General features: G+C 41.7%; 21 protein-coding genes. 5 read left to right on the forward strand and 16 right to left on the reverse strand.

Annotated features, from left to right (window positions below):
* Positions 1-37: 37 nt before the first annotated feature.
* The 15 genes from L1D51_RS12525 to cutA form a co-directional block, all read right to left on the reverse strand.
* Complete coding sequence (locus tag L1D51_RS12525) at positions 38-646, reverse strand: tetratricopeptide repeat protein (RefSeq protein WP_054563494.1); 609 nt, start codon at positions 644-646, stop codon at positions 38-40.
* A 116-nt stretch (positions 647-762) separates the two neighbouring features.
* Positions 763-2076 (reverse strand): adenylosuccinate synthase, encoded by a 1314-nt coding sequence (locus L1D51_RS12530; RefSeq protein ID WP_054552439.1) that lies wholly within the window; start codon positions 2074-2076, stop codon positions 763-765.
* Positions 2077-2301: 225 nt separating this feature from the next.
* The gene (hflC, locus tag L1D51_RS12535; RefSeq protein ID WP_054563493.1) at positions 2302-3180 is read right to left on the reverse strand and encodes a protease modulator HflC; all 879 of its coding nucleotides are present in this window, start codon (positions 3178-3180) and stop codon (positions 2302-2304) included.
* A gap of 5 nt (positions 3181-3185) precedes the next feature.
* Positions 3186-4352 carry an FtsH protease activity modulator HflK gene (gene hflK / locus L1D51_RS12540; protein WP_054563492.1) on the reverse strand — a complete coding sequence of 389 codons (1167 nt, stop codon included), beginning with the start codon at positions 4350-4352 and terminating at the stop codon, positions 3186-3188.
* Positions 4353-4443: 91 nt separating this feature from the next.
* Positions 4444-5733 (reverse strand): ribosome rescue GTPase HflX, encoded by a 1290-nt coding sequence (hflX, locus tag L1D51_RS12545; protein ID WP_054563491.1) that lies wholly within the window; start codon positions 5731-5733, stop codon positions 4444-4446.
* Between the two features lie 17 nt (positions 5734-5750).
* Positions 5751-6014: an RNA chaperone Hfq gene (hfq, locus tag L1D51_RS12550; protein ID WP_054552435.1), complete on the reverse strand. Its 264-nt coding sequence runs from the start codon at positions 6012-6014 to the stop codon at positions 5751-5753.
* Positions 6015-6094: 80 nt separating this feature from the next.
* Positions 6095-7012 (reverse strand): tRNA (adenosine(37)-N6)-dimethylallyltransferase MiaA, encoded by a 918-nt coding sequence (miaA, locus tag L1D51_RS12555; protein WP_239963803.1) that lies wholly within the window; start codon positions 7010-7012, stop codon positions 6095-6097.
* Positions 7013-7027: 15 nt separating this feature from the next.
* The gene (gene mutL, locus L1D51_RS12560; protein WP_239963804.1) at positions 7028-8872 is read right to left on the reverse strand and encodes a DNA mismatch repair endonuclease MutL; all 1845 of its coding nucleotides are present in this window, start codon (positions 8870-8872) and stop codon (positions 7028-7030) included.
* 23 nt (positions 8873-8895) lie between these two features.
* Positions 8896-10203, reverse strand: a complete 1308-nt coding sequence (locus tag L1D51_RS12565) for an N-acetylmuramoyl-L-alanine amidase (protein WP_239963811.1) — start codon at positions 10201-10203, stop codon at positions 8896-8898.
* Positions 10204-10269: 66 nt separating this feature from the next.
* Positions 10270-10743 carry a tRNA (adenosine(37)-N6)-threonylcarbamoyltransferase complex ATPase subunit type 1 TsaE gene (gene tsaE, locus L1D51_RS12570; RefSeq protein ID WP_055020890.1) on the reverse strand — a complete coding sequence of 158 codons (474 nt, stop codon included), beginning with the start codon at positions 10741-10743 and terminating at the stop codon, positions 10270-10272.
* A 142-nt stretch (positions 10744-10885) separates the two neighbouring features.
* Positions 10886-12226 (reverse strand): acetyl-CoA carboxylase biotin carboxylase subunit, encoded by a 1341-nt coding sequence (accC, locus tag L1D51_RS12575; protein WP_054552430.1) that lies wholly within the window; start codon positions 12224-12226, stop codon positions 10886-10888.
* Positions 12227-12249: 23 nt separating this feature from the next.
* Positions 12250-12714, reverse strand: coding sequence for an acetyl-CoA carboxylase biotin carboxyl carrier protein (accB, locus tag L1D51_RS12580; RefSeq protein WP_054552429.1), 465 nt, complete (start codon positions 12712-12714; stop codon positions 12250-12252).
* Positions 12715-12744: 30 nt separating this feature from the next.
* Positions 12745-13197 (reverse strand): type II 3-dehydroquinate dehydratase, encoded by a 453-nt coding sequence (gene aroQ / locus L1D51_RS12585; protein WP_054563486.1) that lies wholly within the window; start codon positions 13195-13197, stop codon positions 12745-12747.
* Between the two features lie 348 nt (positions 13198-13545).
* Positions 13546-15372, reverse strand: a complete 1827-nt coding sequence (locus tag L1D51_RS12590; protein ID WP_239963805.1) for a protein-disulfide reductase DsbD — start codon at positions 15370-15372, stop codon at positions 13546-13548.
* Positions 15372-15692, reverse strand: a complete 321-nt coding sequence (cutA, locus tag L1D51_RS12595; protein ID WP_054552426.1) for a divalent-cation tolerance protein CutA — start codon at positions 15690-15692, stop codon at positions 15372-15374. The genes L1D51_RS12590 and cutA overlap by 1 nt, the downstream gene beginning before the upstream one ends.
* A gap of 162 nt (positions 15693-15854) precedes the next feature.
* Here cutA and L1D51_RS12600 point away from each other — a divergent pair, with 162 nt between their 5' ends.
* The 5 genes from L1D51_RS12600 (at position 15855) to L1D51_RS12620 (ending at position 21656) form a co-directional block, all read left to right on the forward strand.
* Positions 15855-16331: an FxsA family protein gene (locus tag L1D51_RS12600; protein ID WP_239963806.1), complete on the forward strand. Its 477-nt coding sequence runs from the start codon at positions 15855-15857 to the stop codon at positions 16329-16331.
* 143 nt (positions 16332-16474) lie between these two features.
* Positions 16475-16762 (forward strand): co-chaperone GroES, encoded by a 288-nt coding sequence (locus L1D51_RS12605; RefSeq protein WP_036973362.1) that lies wholly within the window; start codon positions 16475-16477, stop codon positions 16760-16762.
* 51 nt (positions 16763-16813) lie between these two features.
* On the forward strand, positions 16814-18454 hold the full coding sequence (gene groL / locus L1D51_RS12610; RefSeq protein WP_239963807.1) for a chaperonin GroEL: 1641 nt from the start codon (positions 16814-16816) through the stop codon (positions 18452-18454).
* A 230-nt stretch (positions 18455-18684) separates the two neighbouring features.
* Positions 18685-19317: a biliverdin-producing heme oxygenase gene (locus tag L1D51_RS12615; protein WP_239963808.1), complete on the forward strand. Its 633-nt coding sequence runs from the start codon at positions 18685-18687 to the stop codon at positions 19315-19317.
* Complete coding sequence (locus L1D51_RS12620) at positions 19314-21656, forward strand: ATP-binding protein (RefSeq protein WP_239963809.1); 2343 nt, start codon at positions 19314-19316, stop codon at positions 21654-21656. Before L1D51_RS12615 ends, L1D51_RS12620 begins: the two co-directional genes overlap by 4 nt.
* Before the next feature lie 9 nt (positions 21657-21665).
* Here the strand turns inward: L1D51_RS12620 and L1D51_RS12625 are convergent.
* Positions 21666-22450 (reverse strand): XRE family transcriptional regulator (locus L1D51_RS12625; protein WP_239963810.1); only part of this gene is annotated, 785 nt, incomplete at its 5' end.

Genomic DNA, 22450 nt, shown 5'->3' on the forward strand with positions numbered 1-22450 from the left:
GCATTAGCTGGCCTTTTTTATATGTATTTATATTTACCTACATAGGTAAACGGGCGCGTGCAACGACGCTGTCTGGCATTTTTTCGGCAAGCTTAGCGAGTAAATTTTCGACTTTCTTGTGAGTTGCTTTATCGGCAACCATTGAATGAAATAACCAACGGTAGGCATCTTCATAATCGCGTGGGCTGCCATAACCTTGATTAAATAGGTTAACCAGTCGCATTTGTGCCTTTAAGTTGCCTTGGGCTGATGCTTCTCGTAAATAGGTTACCGCCATCGCTTTATCTTGCTGCACTAACTGGCCTACATCGTAGTAGCGACCAAGTTGCTCTAATGCCGCGCCTAGCCCTTGTTGAGCAGCCTGACGCATGTAATAGACCCCTAACTCTACATTACGGTCTACACACACAGCATAAGCTAGCATATCGCCATACAAGAACTGATACGATGGCAGTGCCATTTTATTGGCTCGCGCTTCGATATCTTGCACTAACTGGCAATCATCTGCCTTTACACGTGCTAGGTGTGCATTTTTATTGATCAAGCCAATTAACTCGCTCTCTGTGTACAGAGGCACAGCTGTTATAGGCTCTTCAGCCATGCTTAGGCTTGAGAAGAGTAATGTTAAAGGCAATAAAACACGCATCAAAATCACTTAAATAAAGTCAGTCTTAGCAAATAATATACAATTATCATTCCAGAGTGAATTTCGGGCACAAAAAAAGCTGCCGAGGCAGCTTCTTTTTTCAGTCACTATGACGATTATGCAAACGGGCTGCGTAATACCATAGTTTCTACACGGTCTGGGCCAGTAGAGATGATATCAACTGGAACGCCAGTGATTTCTTCAATACGTTTGATGTAATCAAGTGCCGCTTGCGGTAATTGATCAACTGACGTAGCACCTACTGTGTTTTCTGACCAGCCTGGCATCTCTTCGTATACTGGTGTTACTTTCTCGTAACCTTCAGCTGCTAATGGTGTAACGTTCGTTACTGTGCCATCTTCTAACTGGTAACCAGTACAGATTTTTAATGTTTCTAAACCGTCTAAAACGTCTAGTTTAGTTAAACAGAAACCTGAGATACTGTTGATTTGCACTGCGCGGCGCATTGCCACTGCGTCTAACCAACCTGTACGGCGTAAACGACCTGTCGTTGCACCGAACTCATGACCTTTGTCACCTAAGTGCTTACCAACTGGATCTTGTTTATCAAGACCGTCGTAAAGCTCTGTAGGGAATGGACCAGAACCTACACGTGTAGTGTAAGCTTTAATAATACCTAGCACGTAATCAAGGTGTAATGGACCAAAACCAGCACCTGTTGCTACACCACCAGCAGTTGTGTTTGATGATGTTACGTACGGGTAAGTACCGTGGTCGATATCAAGTAATGTACCTTGCGCACCTTCAAATAAGATGTTGTCGCCCGCTAAACGCGTTTGATCAAGAAGCTCAGTAACATCAACAACCATTGCTTTTAAGATATCTGCGATAGCCATTGCATCGTCAAATGTCTTCTGGAAATCAACTGGTTCAGCTTTGTAGTAATGCTCTAATGTGAAGTTATGGTATTCCAATACTTCTTTAAGCTTGCTAGCAAACTGTTCAGGGTTGAATAAGTCACCTACACGTAAACCACGACGTGCTACTTTATCTTCATAAGCTGGACCGATACCACGACCTGTAGTACCAATTGGCTTATCGCCACGTGCTTTTTCACGGGCTAAATCTAATGCAATGTGGAAAGGTAAAATTAATGGACATGCTTCGCTGATTAATAAGCGCTCACGTACTGGTACGCCACGCTCTTCTAGCATGCCGATTTCTTTCATTAATGCTTCTGGTGATAAAACAACACCGTTACCGATCACACACTTAACATTGTCACGTAATACACCCGATGGAATAAGGTGTAAAACCGTCTTTTCACCGTTGATTACCAGAGTATGGCCTGCGTTATGACCACCTTGATAACGAACTACTAAAGATGCTTTGTCTGTAAGGAGGTCAACTACCTTACCCTTACCTTCGTCACCCCATTGGGTGCCTAGTACAACAACGTTTTTACCCATTGCAAATTCACTTAGAAAAAATTAGGACGAGATTTTATCAGAAAACGAGGTGAAAGATCACCCCGTTTAGCTTATTTTTTCTGCGCATGAATTTTTAACTTCTTAATTACTTAAACAACTACATGCAGAACAGGGGTTTATAAAATAGTTAAGGATAAAAATTAATCACACGCAAAAACAAAAAAGCCCTACATAAAGCAGGGCTTTTTATCACACAAATATTAATTACTGTGCTTTTGTACCTTTCATATAATTAAAGAAGTCGCTATCAGGTGAAATCACCATCACGTCTTGCTTATTTTTAAAGGTGTTTTTGTAAGCTTCTAGGCTACGCACAAAACCGAAGAACTCAGCGTCTTTGTTATAAGCGTTAGCATAGATAGCGGCTGCATCGGCATCACCTTGACCACGAACAGTACGCGCATTACGCTCAGCGTCTGCAAGCATTACTGTTACACGGCGGTCGACTTCTGCACGAATTGTTTCAGCTTTTTCTTGACCTTCAGAACGGTGCTCTTTTGCAACCGCAGTACGCTCAGCACGCATACGTTGGAAGATTGAACTACTCACTTCTTGTGGTAAGTTAATTTGCTTAACGCGTACATCAAGTACTTCAATACCTAGCTCTTGTGCACTTTCAGACGCTTGAACTAATGCTTCTTCCATCAACTCACTACGCTCACCAGAAACGATCTCTCTGATAGTACGAGAACCGAAATTAGTACGCAGACCGTTGTTCACCTTTTGCTTAAGTAGTGTTTCAGCGTATTGCTTATCACCACGGGCACGCAGGTAGAATGCACTAAAGTCATTAATGCGCCACTTAACGTAAGAATCAACGATTAAGTCTTTTTTCTCACTTGTTACGAAACGGTCAGGTGCACCATCTAGCGTTTGAATACGTGCATCTAAACGACGTACTTGGCTAAAGAAAGGCACTTTTAGGTGTAAACCTGGGCCGTATACTACAGCCTTGTCGTCACTGTCTTTTTCAACTTTGCTGAATAACAGTACGATTGCCTTCTCGCCTTCTTGCACAACAAAAATTGAAGAGAAAGACAGCACAATAGCAATGGCAAGTATTACTAAACTAAAATTTTTCATCTTGCTTATCTCCCCTCATTAAAACGGTCAGTTGCGAAACGGTCATTGCTTGAATTTACCGTGCTGTTACGCGACGTGTTTATTTTATTGCGAAGGTCTTTGATATCACTTGAGCTTGGTAATGCAACACGTGTTGCTGTACCTTGCTTTTCCATGATTTTATCAAGCGGTAAATACATCATGTTATTACCACCTTCAACATCAACTAACACTTTAGAGCTGTTACCTAGCACTTCTTCCATCGCATCGATGTAAAGACGCTTACGAGTTACCTCTTTAGCAGCTTGGTACTCAGGTAATAGCTTTTCAAAACGTGCTACCTCACCTTGTGCTTCTAATGTAATACGTTCACGGTACGCTTCTGCTTCTTGCGTCATACGAGTAACTTGACCACGGGCACGAGGTTCAATTTCACGAGCATAGGCTTCTGCTTCACGGATGAAACGCTCTTCATCTTCTTGTGCAGCAATAGCGTCATCAAACGCGTCTTTTACTTCGCCTGGTGGACGTGAATCTTTAAAGTTCACATCGCTTACAATAATACCTAGATTGTATGGCTCGATGATTTTGTTAAGCTCATCCCACGTTTGTTGACGCACTAACTCACGACCTGTTGTTAGTACTTGGTCCATTTTTACGTGGCCAATTACATAACGTAATGCACTATCAAGTGCTTGTTGTAAGCTGTGGTCAGCATCAGTAACGCTGAACTTGTAAAGATGTGGGTCGATAACACGGTACTGTACTTCAAACTCTACATTTACCACGTTTTCGTCTTCGGTAAGCATAAAACCTTTAGCAGATAACGAGCGTACCGCTTCGATATCAACAGGGATCACGCGTTCAATGAAGGTCATTTTCCAACGTAAGCCAGGTTCTGCAATGCGATCGTATTGCCCAAATTGTAAAACAATACCGCGCTCAGCTTCTTTTACCGTGTAAATACCACTTAATGCCCATACAATGATGGCAATAATAAGGATGAAAGAAATGCCTGCGCCACCAAGTCCACCGCCGTTTTTACCTGGCTTATTACCACCAAATAAACCGCCAAACTTGTTGCCGAACTTACGCATTACCTCGTCTAAATCAGGTGGGCCTTGATCTTTTCCGCCTTTATTATTCCACGGATCTTTATCATTGCCATTATTACCCGGTTCATTCCAGGCCATAGCTATACTCCATTGTTATCTAAATGAATTAGGTTAAATCTATCAAATCTACAGCATTTCTCATACTAAAAAAGACAAATGCTGGTGATTTTTAATCAGTCACTACGAAAGAGTCGAGGTCTTGTCCCATCTCTTTTTTCAAGCGATTCCATTCTGCCATTGGCAAGCGTACCGATAATAACCAGTTTCCTTGCTCATCAAAACACTCTTGATGAACTGCATTTAAGTTGAATAATGCTGCCCGAATACGACCATGTTGTGGTGGTAATTTTAGCTCATCAGCAAACATCTTTTTGGCAAGTAACTCATTAATTGCCTCACTTAGCAGTTCACAACCAACGCCAGTGCGCGCCGACAACCAGACTCGTACCGGTTGACCTTCGTCGTTTCTATCTATACGTGGCGCAACGTCATCTAGCGCATCAATTTTGTTATAAACCAATAATTGCGGCACTTCATCTGCTTCTATTTCTTTTAAAACAGATTGTACTTGCTCAATATTTTCTTTTCGACGAGGGTCTGCCACATCGATAACATGTAGCTGTAAATCAGCTTCACGAGTTTCTGTTAAGGTTGCTTTAAATGCTGCAACAAGGTCATGTGGTAAGTGACGAATAAAACCTACCGTATCAGCTAAAATAATTGGACCTATATCGCCGATATCCAACTTACGTAAGGTTGGATCTAGGGTTGCGAATAGCTGGTCAGCAGCATACACATCTGAGTCTGTAATACGGTTAAATAACGTTGATTTACCCGCATTGGTATAACCTACCAGTGACACAGTTGGAATTTCATTGCGCGTACGCGCACGTCGTCCCTGCTCACGTTGAACAGCAACTTTATCTAAACGGGCACGAATGTTTTTAATTCTTGCGCGCAGTAATCGTCTATCGGTTTCGAGCTGGGTTTCACCTGGGCCACGTAAACCTATCCCGCCTTTTTGTCTTTCAAGGTGGGTCCAACCACGGATCAAGCGAGTAGAAATGTGGCGTAACTGAGCTAACTCAACCTGAAGTTTACCTTCGTGAGTACGCGCTCGCTGCGCAAAAATATCTAAGATCAAACTCGTACGATCAAGAACGCGGCACTGGCAAACGCTTTCTAAATTGCGTTCCTGTGACGGACTAAGTTGATGGTTGAAAATGATGACATCTGCATTGTGGATTTTGACAGTTTCAGCGATTTCTTCTGCTTTTCCGGTCCCGACGAAAAGTTTCGGATGTGGTGCTTGACGACTGCCTTGCACAATCGCCAAACTACTAACACCAGCAGAAGATACCAACAACTCTAATTCGTGAAGATCTTCGCGATCTCCCTCTTTAGGTAAGTCGATATGAACTAAAACTGCCTGTTCGCCGGCTTCATAACGGTCAAACAAGCATTACGCTCCTAAGTTTAAAAATTTCCAGATTCTTGCTCTTCTGAATCATCACTTCCTTGAACGCCTTGGAAGTTAACAGAACGCGCTGGAACAACAGTTGAAATAGCGTGTTTATACACCATTTGATTTACGGTGTTTTCAAGTAAAATAACAAATTGGTCAAATGACTGGATTTTACCCTGCAATTTAATGCCATTAACCAAAAAGATTGATACTGGAATGCGCTCACGACGTAACGCATTTAAAAATGGGTCTTGTAACGACTGGCCTTTTGCCATGTTATTTTCCTTCGTTCTAGGTGTTATTATAATTAAGTAGCTGAACTAATTTAACAAAGCTAAAAAACTTCCAGCTACTACTAGCTTAGCGAACTTACTACACGTTGCAAGTTTTCTTCATCACCCGTGGTCAACCAAGTTACTTCAGGCCAACCTCTTAACCAAGTGAGTTGTCGCTTGGCTAACTGCCGTGTGGCTGCAATACCACGAAAGACCATTTCATCATAGTCAATTTCGCCAGCAATGTAATCCCACATTTGTCTATAACCCACACAACGAATCGAAGGCAGGTCTGGGTGTAAATCATTACGTTTATATAGGGATGAAACTTCATTTTCAAACCCCTGATCGAGCATTATTTTAAACCTTTTCTCAATTCGCTGATGTAAATCACTGCGATCATCAGGTGCAATGGCAAATTGATGGAAAGTATAAGGAAGCTCAGGCTGCTTTTGTTTTTGCAGCTCAGTCATTGTTTTGCCTGTAATACGATACACTTCTAATGCACGATTAATTCTTTGCGAATCATTTTCGCTCATTTTTTTCGCTGCATCAGGATCGATTTTCACAAGCTCTTTATGCAAATGTGGCCAGCCAAACTGCTTTGCTTCCTTTTCGAGTTCAGCACGTACTTCAGGTGATGCCTCTGGTAGCGGTGATAAGCCATCAATAAGCGACTTAAAATACATCATTGTACCGCCAACCAATACAGGTACTTTACCTTGCTGATGAAATAGATCAATCTTTTCAATTGCATCACGGCGAAAATCTGCCACTGAATAACTATCTGCTGGGTCGATAATATCGATCAAGTGATGTGGCGCACGAGCAAGCTCTTCGGCATTTGGCTTTGCGGTGCCAATGTCCATATCTTTATAGACTAATGCTGAATCAACACTGATTATTTCTGTGTTTAAATGCTCACACAGCGAAATTGCTAAATCTGTTTTCCCTGCAGCGGTTGGTCCCATTAAAAAAATGACGGGTAAGTTATTCAAGCCTAAATACCTTGCTTAGTTTAAAAACTGAGATAGTTCTATTTTAACTGCTTTTTGACGTAAACGTTGCATAGTTTGTGGATTATTTTCTAACCGAGCCACTTGCTCCAAAAAGGCTTGGCTTGCGTAATAGCGTGCTGGGATTTGCTGAGCTAACCAAGCTAACCATTCATCGAGTGAACTTGGTGAGGCTTTACAGCCAGCAATAAGTCGCTCAATAGCATCACTTACATCAAGTAAATAGACACAAGGCGGAAGCTTTTTCACCATCACAAACTGTTTTTCAATGACTAAATCAAAACCAAGTAAGGTAAACCACGACTGCTGAGCATTTAAAGCACTAATATCATCAGCACTTGCATTTACTCGCACAGGTAACAACAAGGCTTTGCCATCAAGGCTACCAGCTTGCTCTACGTGCGCTTGCCAGTCGAGTGCTAATGCATGCTTAAAGTGCGCAGCAAAGAGTTGGTTGTCTTCACTAAATACGCACTCGCCATCTCGTACATGAATAAGCTTGGCAAGTTTTGCTTGCTCTACAACCGGTGCTGTAACACTTGGTTCAGGGCGTACTTGGTCAAAATGCGCAGCATGTTGCTCGCTGATCCCTTGATAAAATGCATTGACATCTTGGTGCGATGTTTTACTGCGACCTTGGCTGTCACTACTAAAACCACCGCCAGAGCGCCCTGCTCCAGTTGCCCCAGAATAACTCGCTGAACGTGTCGGCTGTAATTCAGATTTAGGGTAATCATACTGCTCTGTTGGCGCTGATTGAGTAAAACTTGGCTGTGTGCTGCTTGAGTGCGCCTCATCAAACGGAGCATGCTGAAAAGCAGTGTCATTATGCTCTGTAAAACCAGCTTCGTGCTGAAGCGGCACCACCACTTGTTTTATTGCCTGCAGGATAAAGTCATGCACTAAACGGCCTTGATGAAAACGCACTTCATGTTTTGCTGGGTGCACGTTTACATCGACCTGACGTGGGTCAATATCAATATAAATGACAAAACCGGGCAGCTCTTCAGAGCCTGCGACTTCTTCAAAGGCTTGGCGAATTGCATGCAGAATGAGTTTATCGCGCATCATGCGATTATTCACATAGGTATATTGCGTGCTATTCGTTGAGCCCACGGGTAATACCCAACCGCGCAGCATCAAACCTGCTTCACCTGACTGAATATGCAGCCCCTGCTCACTAAATGCTTTGCCAGCAACTTGAGCGACACGCGCTATTGCTTGCTCAGGGTTTGGTTTAGCACGGTATTGGCGCACAACTTTGCCATTATGAGTCAAGGTGATAGAGACATCAAAACTACTCAGCGCAATACGCTTTATGAGCTCATCAATATGTGAAAACTCGGTTTTCTCGGTGCGAAGGAATTTACGGCGCGCAGGGGTATTAAAGAATAAGTCTTTCACCTCAATGGTGGTGCCATCAGGGTGTGCGGTTGGCTTAATCTGCACCGCCATATCGCGACCTTCAGCAAACGCTTGCCATGCAGCCTCTTGCTGCTTTGGCTTTGAGCTTAAGGTTAAGCGAGAAACAGAACTAATTGATGCTAACGCTTCACCACGAAAGCCAAGTGAACAGATGTTCTCTAGGTCATCGAGTGACTTAAGCTTACTCGTAGCATGGCGCGACAAGGCTAATGTTAATTCATCTTTATTAATGCCAGAGCCATTATCGCGAATGCGAATAAGCTTATGACCACCACGTTCAATATCTATTTGAATGCGCGTTGCGCCAGCATCTAAACTGTTTTCTACCAGCTCTTTAACAACGGATGCTGGGCGTTCAACCACTTCACCCGCAGCAATTTGGTTAGCCAATCGCGCGGGTAGTATTTCTATACTCATAGTGTTCCTAACACGAAAATTGACTAACTTTGAGGAATATCAAGCTCTTGACCAATAAATAAGGTATTTGATTTTAAGTTGTTGGCCGTTTTTAGCTTACTCACAGAGGTGTTATATCTGCTTGCTAAAATACTTAACGACTCACCAGGGCGAACTTTGTGTTTAGTCGGAAACTGCGACTTTAACTTAGCGAATAGCGAGTCATCTGGCGGGTTTTGCATATAGTAACTTTTAATCGAGGTGAAAATTGCTTTTGCTAAGCGCTCCTGATGCTGCGCCGTTTTTAGCATTCGCTCTTCGCGTGGATTCGAGATAAACCCTGTTTCAACCAAAATAGACGGAATATCAGGTGACTTTAATACTGCAAGGCTCGCCGCTTGTGGGCGTTTTTTATGCATTTTAGCCACTTTTCGTAATTCGCTAACCACTTCTTCTGCGACACTAAAGCCTGTTTTCATCGAGTGATCCATCGACATATCTAGCAGTGCTTGCGCTAAATATTTTTCGCTTGCGGTATCTTTTAATACCCCAGCTGCACCACCTAAAAGCTCCGAGTGTTTTTCTTTATCCTCAATCCATTTACCAATTTCTGAATTTGCACGGCGCAGTGATAGCACCCACACAGAAGCACCGTTTGGCTGCGGGCTAGTAAAGGCATCCGCATGAATCGACACAAAGAAGTCAGCTTTTTTCTTACGGGCAATGCTAGTACGGGTGTTTAAATTTACAAAGTAGTCACTGCGGCGCACCATACGCGAAATCATGCCTTTTTCAGCATCTATCATTCGCTCTAAACGCTTCGCTATTTGTAGCGTAATGTCTTTTTCATAAGTCCCTGACGGACCAATTGAACCTGGGTCTTCACCACCATGACCTGCGTCAATCGCAATAACAATATCGCGCTCTTGATGAAGCTCACGCTTTTTCACACTGGTGTTGGTCGAAGCAACAGGCTCTGCCTTCGGTGTTTTATCAACAAGGTCAACCACTAAGCGGTGTTTATATGGATCAGTTGGTAGTAAAGCAAATACCACTGGTTTGCTGGCACGGGCTAACTCAAAAACAAAGCGCACACTTTTGCTGTCTTTAGGTTTTGAGTAACGTAGTTTTGAAACAATCTGATGCTTTTTAGGAATAGCTGGCAAGCTATCTAGTTTGTCGGTATTTTTTAAATCAATGACTAAACGAGCTGGATTTTTCAGCATGAAATAGCTGAAATCAGGTTTATCGTTTAAATCAAAGACCACACGAGTGCTGTCAGGTGAAGGCCACACACGTACGCTATTAATAGTATTTTGTGCAAGCGCAATCTGGCTCACAACCAATAACATCAAAGTAGTTAATAGTTTAAACGTACAACGACCCATTTTTACTAATACACCTTTATTTTTATATGTTTATTCTTGCGCGCTCTTAAGTTGCTGAACAATTGCCTGACCACGTTCGGTTAAGCTGTTAATTGCAATGGCACGCGCCTCGCCTTCATAGCGTAGGGTGATATCAAGATCCGGTGTTGGAATAAATTCGCCGCCTTTTTCTGGCCATTCCACAACACAAATAGCCTGTGGTGAAAAATAGTCACGAATTCCCATATATTCAAGTTCTTCAGGGTCACCTAAGCGATATAAATCAAAGTGATAGACATCAGCTTTAGCTAATTGGTAAGGCTCAACCAGTGTATAAGTTGGACTCTTAACCTTACCTTGATGACCGAAACCTTGCACGATACCACGGGTTAATGTCGTTTTACCGGCACCTAAATCACCATGTAAATAGATGACTGCCCCTTGCTCCATCAAGGTTGCAAGTTGCTTACCCATATTAACCGTTGCTGCTTCATCAGCGAGTGGAAAACCAACACTGTCGGTCATTATTACCTCATGAAAAACTAAAAACACATTACTTTGTTAATCATACCAGAATAATTTTGTAAGGCGAGAGCCGCTCTTATGCCTAGTTTGACAAAAAAAAGCCGGCAAAGTTGCCGGCTTTTTAGCTTAAACAGAATTTTGTTTACAGACCTAGTTTCTTCTCAAGGTAGTGGATGTTTGTACCACCGTTTTGGAAGTTTTCATCTGCCAAGATTTTCTTGTGCAGTGGTGTGTTGGTCTTGATGCCATCGATCACTAATTCGTTTAACGCATTGCGTGAACGAGCAATAGCTACATCACGGTTTTCACCGTAACAGATCAGCTTACCAATCATTGAATCGTAATGAGGTGGTACTGTGTAATCTGCGTAGATGTGGCTGTCCCAACGAATACCTAAACCGCCAGCAGGGTGGAATCGCGTGATTTTACCTGGTGATGGAATAAAGGTGTCTGGGTCTTCCGCATTAATACGGCACTCAATTGCATGACCACGAATAACCACATCTTCTTGTGTGAATGATAATGGTTGACCCGCTGCAATTTTTAGCTGTTCTTTGATTAAGTCAACGCCAGTAACCATTTCTGTTACAGGGTGCTCAACCTGAATACGGGTATTCATTTCGATGAAATAGAACTCGCCGTTTTCGTATAAGAATTCGAACGTACCTGCACCGCGATAACCGATTTCGATACATGCACGAGTACAACGGTCACCGATGAACTTACGCATTTCAGCTGTGATACCTGGCGCTGGCGCTTCTTCAACAACTTTTTGGTGACGACGTTGCATTGAACAATCACGCTCACCTAAGTGAACTGCATTGCCTTGGCCATCAGCAAGTACTTGAACTTCGATGTGACGTGGGTTTTCAAGGAATTTTTCCATGTAAACCATACCATTACCGAAGAACTGCTTTGCTTCTTGCTGAGTAAGAGCGATTGAATCAATCAGCTCTTTTTCGCTGCGAACAACACGCATACCACGACCACCGCCGCCGCCTGCTGCTTTAATGATTACAGGGTAACCAATACGCTTAGCGATTTGAATGTTGCGCTCACTGTCTGCCGTTAATGGGCCATCAGAACCTGGTACACAAGGTACACCGGCTTTACGCATCGCTTCGATTGCAGAAACTTTGTCACCCATTAAACGAATTGTGTCGCCTTTAGGACCGATAAATACAAAGCCGCTTTGCTCAACTTGATCAGCAAAGTCTGCATTTTCAGAAAGGAAACCATAACCTGGGTGGATAGCAACTGCGTCTGTTACTTCTGCCGCTGCAATAATGCGCGGAATATCTAAGTAACTTTCAGTGGCTGCTGGTTTACCAATACAAATTGTTTCGTCTGCCAGTAACACGTGCTTAAGATCACGGTCTGCCGTTGAATGCACAGCAACAGTTTTGATCCCAAGCTCTTTGCAGGCGCGCAGTACGCGAAGTGCAATTTCACCTCGGTTTGCAATGACTACTTTATCTAACATAGAGTTGGCCTTTTGTTGCGCTATTATTCAATGATGAATAAAGGTTGATCGAATTCTACTGGCTCGCCATTTTCAACTAAGATAGCTTTTACTGTGCCTGCTTTATCAGATTCGATTTGGTTCATCATCTTCATTGCTTCAACGATACATAACGTATCGCCAACATTTACTTTAGAACCTACTTCTACGTATGGTGCTGCTTCTGGAGAAGCCGCTGAGTAGAATGAACCTACCATAGGAGATTTAACTTGGTGACCAGTCGGTGCAGCTGGAGCAGCCGCTTCTGCTGCTGGAGCTTCTGCTACAGGAGCTGGTGCCGCTGCTGGCGCAGGTGCTGCAAACTGTTGTGGTGCATACTGCATTGCAGGTGCTGCAGACATATTGTTACGATTGATGCGTACTGACTCTTCACCTTCAGTGATTTCTAATTCAGCAATACCAGATTCTTCTACTAATTCGATAAGTTTTTTGATCTTGCGAATATCCATTGAACGACCCGCCTGTTAGTTATTTAAAAATTAATGTGTGTTTTGCAACCGGCTAACAGCAGCTTCAAGTGCCACCTTATAACCCATTGCTCCTAATCCAATAATGACGCCTTGTGCCACATCCGAAAAATACGAATGATGACGGAATGCTTCTCGAGCATGCACATTACTTAAATGCACCTCGTAAAAGGGAATGTTTACACTAAGTAATGCATCCCGTAAGGCTACGCTTGTATGCGTAAATGCAGCAGGGTTGATAATAATTGCATCAACCGCTTGCCATGCATCGTGAATGCGTTCTATTAATGCAGCTTCACTGTTACTTTGGAAATGCGTTAAATCAACATTGAGACCGGCAGCAACCTGACTAAGTTCAGCTATAATCTCATCAAGAGATTGAGTGCCGTACTTTTCTGGTTCACGCTTGCCAAGCATGTTTAAATTTGGCCCATTTAGAACTAAAAGTTTGAATTTTGCAGCCATAATACGCGATATATCCTATAAGTAAGCAGTTTAACCATATTCATCATAACCCCACGCTTAACCTAAGCGTGCTGATGTAAAATAGCAACTATTCCTCACGTTAACCACCTATTATAGATATTTCGACGTAAATAGCAGCAAAATACTGGTCTAATCACTCCCTATTCTTGGCAAAGTCAAGCATAGCAAGGCACACAACAGGGTCATTCTAAGCGTTTTCCTGTTGATTAATTGAGCTTCACTGAGTGAATTTGCTATTTTTCACTTAAAATAAGTATTTTTTATGATGCAGATACGAAAACGCCACTCAGATGAGTGGCGTTTTGCTATTTTCTTGCACGTTTGCGTTTATTTAGCGCTATTTCGAACTTTTGCTAAATGTTCTGCAAAGTCTTTGGCATTTAAAAAGCCTGTTACGCGTTGCTCTAAAAGCTCATTACCTTGGCTATCGAAGAACAAAATGCTCGGCAACCCAAATACCGTGTATTCTTCCATTAGCTCTATGGTTTTTGCATCGCTTTCAGTTAAATCGATTTGAATTAATTCAAAGTGAGCAAATTGCTCTTGCACTTTAGCGTCAGGAAACGTGTAGTGCTCAAACTCTTTACAGGCAACGCACCAGTCGGCATATAAGTCGACCATTACTAAGCGCCCCTCGCTACTTGCCTGTGCAATTTCTTCTTTTAATTCACTTAGATTAGCAACTTGTCTAAAACCATGTGTTTTTACAGCAGCTTCAGCAACCACCGCTTTACTAGGCCAAAAATAATTTTTCGTTAAACTCGCCCCAGTCACAACCAATAAGGTTGCTGCAAACCACAATGCTGTTTTTAGCTTGCCTTGTGATTGACCACTTTGCCAATGGTGTAAATAAAGTGCTGTAGCAAGAGCTAATAAACCCGCCATTAACCAAATGATTTCAATATCAACAATACGCTCAAGCAGAATAAGTGGTACAACTAGCATAATGAAACCAAATAGGGTTTTCACTTGCTCCATCCAACCACCGGCTTTTGGTAGTAATTTACCGCCAGAAGTCCCCAGTAATAATAACGGTAAGCCCATGCCTAAACTGAGCACATAAAGTGTTAAACCACCGACAAGATAGTCACCACTTTGCGCCACATAAAGTAAAGCAGCAGACAATGGTGCTGTTGTACACGGTGAGGCAATCAAACCAGACAGTACACCCATCATAAATACGCCAACATAGTTGCCGCCTTTTTGCTGGTTACTAACCTGAGTGAGCTTATTCATCATGCCGCTAGGTAATTTGATTTCGTACCAGCCAAACATCGACATTGCCAATAATACAAATAAGATACTAAAGCTAATTAGTACCGTCGGATGCTGTAAATACCCTTGTACTTGCCCACCTAATGATGCAACCACTAAGCCCAGTGCTGCGTAAGTAACGGCCATACCTTGTACATATACAAACGACAGCGAGAACGCTTTTTTAGTCGATAAATTCTGCTGACCTGCTATAAGGCTCGACAGAATCGGAAACATTGGGAATACGCATGGCGTAAAGGCAAGACCAACACCAACTAAAAAGAAGATTACTAGGTTAGTTAGTAAACCTTGCGATGCCAGCTTATCGGTATATGACTGCTCACCAGCTGGTTTTGAAACTTCTTGAGAAGGGGCTGATGACGCTTCATTAGTATCGGCTGCTTGTGTTAATGCCGCTAATGCGTTCCCCGCATCTGCAGCCTGTGATACTTGCTCACCTGCAATCACAGATAAAGGAATGGTTCTAACTTCTGGCGGATAACATAACCCCGCCTCAGCACAGCCTTGAAAACGCACTTTAACAACCGCACCTTCTGTGACGTTACTGAGCTTAGAAACCACACTTAACGAATCAAAGAATACCTCGGTCTTACCAAAAAACTCATCTTCAATAATCACGCCCTTGCCAAGATCAGGAATTTCAATATCTGCGCCTTTGGCAATAATTTCGACTTTCTTTTTATAAAGGTAATAATCAGGCGCAATATCCCAGCCAATAAATAAGGTTTTGCCTTGCTGGTCAAAATCGAAAACAAAAGCTTGATCAACTGGGAGAAATGTTTGCTCCGCAGGTTGTAGTAGATTTCCAAGTAAATTGTTATTACTCGCGCTTACTGGCATAAGCCACAATGCACAAAGTAATAAAAGGAACGATCGCATTAATTAAGTACCTCATCCATCCAATTAAAATAGGCTAAATTGCCTGTAGCCACATCAACGACCTGAATTTCAGGCACCTCATAACTATGCAATTTCTTGATAGTTTGGATCACCTCATTCATTTTTTCTGACTTAGTTTTGATCAGTAACTTACTCTCAATAGCTTGAGTAACCTCGCCTTCCCACATGTAAATAGATTCAATAGTAGGCAAAATATTCACACAAGCAGCTAGCTTTTCTTTAACTAGATGTTGTGCCAACTGGCGGGCTTCAGCCTCATTTGCACAAGTCGTAAAAATAAGTCGAAAATGCGTAGTCATAAGGAACCTTTATTTGATTACGTGAGTCGCACCATAGTAGCCGATAGTAACTATAATGTGTAGCGAGCAAGGTGATCCTAGGTTCCGTCTTGAAAAATGACCTGCTCACCCCAATTTATATTTCACTGACTCGAAAGAGAATGACATTTTTTAGAGAGCGTTATGTTTAGATTTTTGTTTTTGTTATTTATTTTAGTGCCGATTGTGGAGATCGCGTTACTCATCCAAGTGAGTGAAGTGATCGGCGGCTTTGCCACCATAGCGCTTGTAATTGTGACCGCGATTGTCGGTGCGAAATTAGTGAAGCAGCAAGGTATGGGCGCGATTCAAAACGTGCAATTACAAATGGCACAAGGGCAAATGCCTGCAAAAGAATTATTTACTGGATTATGTGTCATTATCGCCGGTGTTTTATTAATGACACCAGGCATCATGACTGACTTTTTTGGCTTTTTACTACTTACGCCAGCAATCCGCAACAAACTGGCTGCAGGCCTTGCTAGTCAAGCGACTGTGCGCATGAGTTCGCAGGCAAATCAAGGCTCTGCACACTTCCAATACTATAGTAAAACAACCACTCATGAAGAACCAAACCATCAACCTACAACTATTGATGGTGAATTTGAGCGAAAAGATTAAAATTTTTTAATTTTTGTACTTGGATTTTTTTAAGCCACCCCCATTAATGAATGCAATGAAACGCAACGGGTGGCTTAGCACTCCCCTGCAATAACACAAGATTTTTTCTGTACTGTTCAGAAACTGTTAGGAGAACTAAATAAATGAACATTCGTCCTTTACATGATCGCGTCATCGTTAAGCGTCTAGAAGAAGAAACTAAGTCTGCTGGCGGTATTGTATTAACTGGCTCTGCAGCTGAAAAATCAACTCGCGGAGAAGTTATCGCTGTTGGTAATGGCCGTGTTTTAGACAACGGTGAAGTAAGAGCATTAGAAGTTAAAGCCGGTGACACTGTGCTGTTCGGCTCTTATGTTGAAAAAGCTGAAAAGATCGAAGGTCAAGAGTACCTGATCATGCGTGAAGATAACATTCTAGGCATTGTAGGCTAATCCTACTTTTCGTTTAGCAACCCGTTTACAGAATTTAAGAGGAATTTAATCATGGCAGCAAAAGAAGTACTTTTTGCAGGTGACGCACGTGGCAAAATGCTAACTGGCGTAAACATTTTAGCAAACGCAGTAAAAGTAACTTTAGGTCCTAAAGGCCGTAACGTTGTATTAGACAAATCATTCGGCGCTCCAGTGATCACTAAAGATGGTGTATCTGTAGCAAAAGAAATCGAGCTTGAAGACAAGTTCGAAAACATGGGCGCACAAATGGTTAAAGAAGTAGCGTCGAAAGCGAATGACGCTGCAGGTGACGGTACAACAACTGCAACAGTATTAGCACAAGCTATCGTAAACGAAGGCTTAAAAGCAGTTGCAGCAGGTATGAACCCAATGGACCTTAAGCGCGGTATCGACAAAGCAGTTACTGCAGCAGTTGAAGAGCTTAAAGCACTTTCTGTTCCATGTGCAGACACTAAAGCAATTGCACAAGTAGGTACTATTTCTGCTAACTCTGATAAAGAAATCGGTGACATCATTGCAGAAGCAATGGAAAAAGTAGGCCGTGATTCAGGCGTTATCACTGTTGAAGAAGGTCAGTCGTTAGAAAACGAACTAGACGTAGTTGAAGGTATGCAGTTTGACCGCGGTTACCTTTCTCCATATTTCATCAACAACGCTGAAAAAGGCGCTGTAGAGCTAGACAACCCATTCATTCTACTTGTAGACAAAAAAGTATCTAACATCCGTGAGCTACTACCTACATTAGAAGCTGTTGCAAAAGCTAGCAAGCCACTACTTATCATTGCTGAAGACCTTGAAGGTGAAGCACTTGCAACTCTTGTTGTGAACAACATGCGCGGCATCGTTAAAGTATCTGCGGTTAAAGCACCTGGTTTCGGCGACCGTCGTAAAGCAATGCTACAAGACATCGCAGTGTTAACAGGTGGTACTGTTATTTCTGAAGAAATCGGTTTAGAGCTAGAGAAAGCGACAATCGAAGACCTAGGTACAGCGAAGCGCGTTGTGATCACTAAAGATGATACAACAATCATCGACGGTGCAGGCGAAGAAGACGGCATCAATGGTCGTGTTGCACAAATCAAAGCACAAATCGAAGAAGCGACGTCTGACTACGATAAAGAGAAACTACAAGAGCGTATGGCTAAACTAGCTGGCGGTGTTGCAGTAATCAAAGTTGGCGCAGCAACTGAAATCGAAATGAAAGAGAAAAAAGACCGCGTTGAAGATGCACTACACGCAACTCGCGCAGCGGTTGAAGAAGGTGTTGTACCAGGTGGTGGTGTTGCACTAGTTCGCGTAGCAAGCAAACTTGTTGAACTTGCTGGCGACAACGAAGACCAAAGCCACGGTATCAAAGTTGCACTACGTGCGATGGAAGCACCACTTCGTCAAATCGTAACTAACGCAGGTGACGAAGCATCTGTTGTTGTTAACTCAGTAAAAGGCGGTGAAGGTAACTACGGTTACAACGCAGCATCAGGCGAGTACAACGACATGATCGAAATGGGTATCTTAGACCCAACTAAAGTAACGCGTTCGGCACTACAGTACGCAGCTTCAATCGCAGGTCTTATGATCACAACTGAAGCTATGGTTGCTGAAATCCCGAAAGAAGATGTACCAGCTGCTCCAGATATGGGCGGCATGGGTGGTATGGGCGGCATGATGTAATTATCCCTCCCAAGCACTTTGCTTAAAAAACCCAGCTCCGGCTGGGTTTTTTGCATTCATTTACTTGCTCTGTAAATAAACAAAGACCTTCTAACTTTACAAGTCATTTGAACCCGCAATAAATAGTTGCCTTTTCCTAATCACCCTTAATTTTGTATTTTACATACTTGTACCTAAGTATATACTGGTGCGAATACTACTAGAATGCTCCAAATACGTTCAGGATAACAATGGGTTCAGCTTTATCAAACGCCACTGTAATAACTTGCAATAGCGATCAAAATAATATTCATACTTTTATAAAAAATAGTACCGACTCCCTTCACTCTCGTGTGGAAAAACAACTAGGTGCAGTATTATTCGATAAAAATATGACCCAACAATCGTATTTAGAAATTTTAATCGCAATGCATAGTAGCTATTCTATTATGGAGGGTGCTATATCAACCTTTAGTGCCACAAAAAAACTACTTGTTGGCCGCAGCAAGCTAAGCTGGTTAAATCAAGATATTGCTTATTTGCAAACATCTCAACACGCTCCATCTGTTAAATTATATAAACACGATGATTTAAAAAATATCTGCAACGTATCACATGCATTTGGAATGATGTATGTAATGGAGGGAGCCACCATGGGTGGAGGTCACATATTTAAAGCGCTTAAAAAGCATAATTGGATAAATGAGCTTGAAGGGATCCGTTTTTTTTATAGTTATGGTGAACTTAGGAATCAGAAGTGGGCTCAATTTATCCACGCACTAAAGCAGTATCATAACGACAACCCAAACTCAGCAGATGACATTTTATTGGGAGCAAATAAGGCATTTAGCTTAATCTCTCAAGCGCTTGGAGATATAAATTGAGCAATAAGTTTGAAGTCTCATTAGATAATTGCCATAAAGAACCCATTCATATTCCAGGCTCTATTCAACCGCATGGCTACTTGCTTGTTGTTGACCCTGAAACACTAAAAATATGCTATTTCAGCGAAAACATTTTAGCACTTTTAAACACACAAAAAGAGCGCATACTAGGCTCACATGTAAGTGATGTGTTTGCAGCAAATACAGCCGACATTATCGAGAAAAATAAAGCCCATAAGGACTTTCATGCCATTAACCCACTCAAGATTGAGTTAAAAGGTAAATCGCCTGAGACTTCTATTAAAGGTGTTATTTCTCGTAACGATGAATACTTACTCATTGAACTTGAGTTTGATATAAAGAAAGAGCACTCAAGTATTGATCCCATGAATTACTTGATGAAGCAATCTCTTCACCTAATTGCTGACAAAAAAGAGCTAAATTCATCATTCGACACAGCAGTAGAAGAAGTCCGTAACTTAACAGGTTTTGATCGCGTTATGCTCTATCAGTTTGACCATGAATATAATGGTCAAGTCGTAGCAGAAGCTAAAAAAAATGAGTTAAACTCATTTCTACATCAACACTTTCCCGAGTCAGATATTCCAAAGCAAGCACGCGCTTTATATTTGCGTAATCCTATAAGGTTACTTGCAGATGTGGATGCTGAAGTATCACCTATCTACCCACAAGACAAGCCTGTAGATTTAAGCACGTGTATAACCAGAAGTGTATCCCCCATTCATTGCCAATATTTACGCAATATGGGTGTTAAAGCATCAATGTCTATCAGTATTATTATTGCTGGTAAATTATGGGGGTTAATTGCTTGTCACCACTATTCAAGCCATGTTGTCCCTTTTGAGGCACGACAAGTTGCACAGTATATGGGGTTGATGCTCTCATATATAATTTCCCTCAAAACACAATCTACCGAAGCGATTCAAGAAGCTAAAGCCACCGCCATCAGTGCAGAAATAGCAGAGCATATGTCTGAAGAAGTCTTTTTCATTGATGGCTTACGCAAACAAGTTCCTGCTTTACTTAACATGCTAAGTGCTGATGGTGTTGCTTGGCGGCTAGAAAAAGATATTGAAAGTTTTGGGGATGTACCCGCAAACGATGATATTTATCATTTATTTGAGTGGTTAAAAAGCAACCACCTAGAAGATAAACTGCTGTATCATAACCATCATTTGTCTAATGAAAATGCTGAATTTAGTAAGTTTGCTAATATTGCAAGCGGCGTACTTGCTATGCCTGTTTCTACTAATGAAAACCTATTTATTATGTGGTTTCGTAAAGAGGTGATTGAAACAAAGAATTGGGGTGGGAAACCTGAAAAGATAATCGAATTTCTTGACGACGGTAGTCACCGCCTTATGCCTCGTAGCTCATTTCGTTTATGGCAAGAGAATGTACGTAATAAATGCTCACCTTGGAAGGCAAACGAAATATCTTGCGCTATAAAGTTTCGCAATCACCTAGTTAATCATGTTATCGAAAAATCTGAGCGCCTTAAAAAGTTAAACGACTTACTAGAAACTAAAGTTAATGAGCGAACCGCCGCTTTAAAGTCGGAAATACTCACTCGACAACAAGCCGAGCTTGACCTTGAAATCGCACTTAGAAAATCTGAAGAGTCTAACCAAGAGTTAGAACGGTTTGCTTTTGTTGCGTCTCATGATTTACAAGAACCCTTACGAAAAATACAAATGTTCGGCGATCGCCTGCAAAACTCTAAAGAACAGATTGGAGAAAGAAACGCTTCTTATATCTCTCGTATGATGGATTCTGCCGAAAGAATGCAAAAACTTATCAAAGGAGTATTAAGTTTTTCTAGAATCAATCGAAAAGGCGAAGAGTTTCGTAGCTTTTCAGCACAAGATGTTTTTGATGATATTCTTGATGACCTTGAGCTAATTATAGCTGATAAGTCAGCAGTGTTTCATATAGAAGATATCGGTGAAATCTATGGTGATAAACGACAAATCCAGCGTTTATTTCAAAACTTAATTCTTAATGCGCTTAAATTTAGTCACCCACATCAACCACCCATTATAGGGATTAAGTCAGTTGAGCGAACAGACGAGCATATTGTTATCGCTGTCATTGATAATGGAATAGGTTTTAATAATGAATTTAAAGACAGAATCTTTAACCTTTTTGAACGGGTTCACTCTAAACAAGCATACGAAGGAACAGGGTTAGGCTTGGCTATTTGTAAGAAAATAGTCGAACGACACCATGGAACAATTACAGCAGAAGCAAATATCAATGAAGGCTCTCAGTTTTACGTCAACTTACCACTAAGAGATATAAAACTAAGTCAGCTTTAGTTATTACCGCTACGATTGTGGCGGTAACAGTCTACTAATATGCTCTTTAAGTTGTCTAATTTCATTTTCAATAGACTGGAAACGCTGACTTTGAATCTGTGAATCTTGATCTGTTATAGAGCTTATTTTTGCTTTTACACGCCAGATTTCTAAGATATCACTTCCCTGAATTGAATATGTTTTGTACTCAGGGTTATCACTCTTAAATAAGTAACTGATAGGGTCTGTGTCATGGCTAAAGAGACGTTTAGCTACAATGCCATCTTTAGTGACAACAACACACACTGAACCATTCTCTAACTGCTTAATATCCTTGATCTGCTCAGTGATCAGCGTTTCTCTAGGGCGGATAGTTGGCATCATGCTATCGCCTTCAACTTCGAATAGACGATAATTACCATTTTCAAACCCTGGAATTTTATAAACATCCAGAGTTTTAATATAGTCTTCATCACTACACTGTTCTATATATCCAGCGTGAGCTTCTTCATTAACTAGCGGGATAAATGAAGTCTCTAAGGCTTTTTGATAACTCTGAAAGTTCGATTCATCGTACCCCTCAATACCTAAAATAAGCCAGTTACAATCAACATTAAACACTTGGCTGATTTTAGTGATAGTACTGAGAGACAAGGTCGACTTTCCAGCCTCCAACTGTGATAAAGCCCCCTGTGTTATACCTATTTTATCGGCAAATTCTTGTTGAGAAAGGTTCAAATTTTCGCGTAGAGCTGTCACTCTGTTCGTACTAGTATGATTTAATGGCATTAGATTATTAATAAACTTATGTTTGT

It is taken from the genome of Pseudoalteromonas shioyasakiensis (assembly GCF_022398475.1).
Lineage (GTDB): Bacteria > Pseudomonadota > Gammaproteobacteria > Enterobacterales > Alteromonadaceae > Pseudoalteromonas.